Raw genomic sequence first — 1,672 nt, 5'->3', positions numbered from 1 at the left:
CTTTCTGACAATATCAAGGGGGAGATTTTGTTAAAGCTGGATGATAATATAACCACCGACCATATCTGTCCGGCAGGGGCTTTATATCTGCCAATAAGATCTAATATTCCTGAAATGTCTAAATATGCATTTAAAGTTGTAGATGAAAACTTTGCTAAAAGAGCCGATAAATCTGAAGATGGAATTCTGGTTGCAGGAGTTAATTATGGTCAGGGTTCAAGTAGGGAGCAGGCTGCTATACTTCCGAGATATCTTGGCGTAAAGACCGTCATTGCCAAAGATTTTGCAAGACTATATCTTGCAAATATGGTGAATTGGGGGCTTTTACCTCTCACATTTATAAATGAAAAAGACTATGAAGAGCTGGATCAAGAAGACCTGCTGTCAATTGATACCACGGAGCTTGTTGAAGGTAAAAAATATACTGTGTTTAATGAAAGCAAAAATGTTAAGTTTGAAGTTACCTCACCACTGTGTCAAAAAGACCTCGATGCAGTTAAAGCAGGGGGAACTATCAATGTAGTTAAAAATAAATTAAAAGCTGAAAAAAATAGATAATTTTAAATAGGAGGAGACCAATGCCAAAGATACTATGTCAAAATATTAAAGAAGAAACAATCTCGGATGTGAGCAAAGAACTAACTTTGGAACTTGCAGATATTTTAGGGATACCTAAAGAAAGAATCTCTTTTATTGTTCCTAGTTGCGAAGAGTTCATTATAAAAGAGGGGGAAAAATCAAAGGCTCCACATTATGTTAAGATCACATGGGGAGAAAGACCTGAAGACCTGATGCAGGCTGTGGCAAAATCTATAAAGTCACATTTTTCAAAAGTTGAAATAAATAATCTACCGATTTATTTTGAAAATATTTTTAAAAAAATCAAATAAATAATTTTGAATTTTAAAATTAATTTAAGAATTAAGATCGATTGGAAAAATAATAATTTTAGAAACACCCTTACCTTAAAAAAGTCGGGGTGTTTTGCGTGAAAAAAGGAGGATAAATTGAAAAAATTAAAAATAACAGAAACGGCTCTTAGAGACGGGCACCAGTCGCTTATCGCCACAAGGCTTAAAACGGAAGAGATTCTTCCTATATTGGAAAAGATGGATCAGGCAGGGTATTACTCTCTGGAAGTATGGGGAGGAGCCACATTTGATGCCTGCATAAGGTTTCTAAACGAAGATCCTTGGGAAAGACTGAAAGAGATCAGAAAAAGAGTAAAAAATACAAAACTTCAGATGCTTCTACGTGGACAGAACCTACTTGGATACAGACATTATGCAGATGACGTCGTAGAAAAATTTATAGAAAAATCTATAAAAAATGGAATAGATATCGTAAGAGTTTTTGACGCTCTGAATGACTACAGAAACCTTGAAACTGCTATCAACTCAGTTATAAAATATGGTGGTCACTGTCAAGGATGTATAGCTTATACAACGAGTGAGATTCATACTGTGGACTACTATGTGGAAAAAGTAAAAGAGCTTGAAAAAATGGGAGCTCATTCTATATGTATAAAGGACATGGCAGGAATACTTCTTCCAAATACAGCCTATGAGCTTGTAACTAAGATAAAAGCAGTAACAGATTTACCAGTAGAACTTCATACACACGCCACAAGCGGAATATCAGAGATGCTGTACATGAAAGCGATAGAGGCAGG

2 protein-coding genes and 1 pseudogene are annotated in these 1,672 nt (G+C 35.3%); all 3 read left to right on the top strand.

Annotated features, from left to right (window positions below):
* A pseudogene (locus tag ABZA26_RS14530) lies at nt 1–558 on the top strand (aconitate hydratase); the annotation flags it as partial.
* A gap of 20 nt (nt 559–578) precedes the next feature.
* Nucleotides 579–890: a DUF1904 family protein gene (locus tag ABZA26_RS14525; protein WP_372715208.1), complete on the top strand. Its 312-nt coding sequence runs from the start codon at nt 579–581 to the stop codon at nt 888–890.
* 117 nt (nt 891–1,007) lie between these two features.
* Nucleotides 1,008–1,672: pyruvate carboxylase subunit B (locus ABZA26_RS14520; RefSeq protein WP_372715207.1), on the top strand; the 665-nt coding region annotated here is incomplete at its 3' end.

Source organism: Ilyobacter sp. (assembly GCF_041583315.1).
In the GTDB taxonomy this organism is placed as follows: domain Bacteria; phylum Fusobacteriota; class Fusobacteriia; order Fusobacteriales; family Fusobacteriaceae; genus Ilyobacter.
Note: the sequence above shows the minus strand (reverse complement) of the source record. Positions and strands in the feature narration are given on the sequence as shown.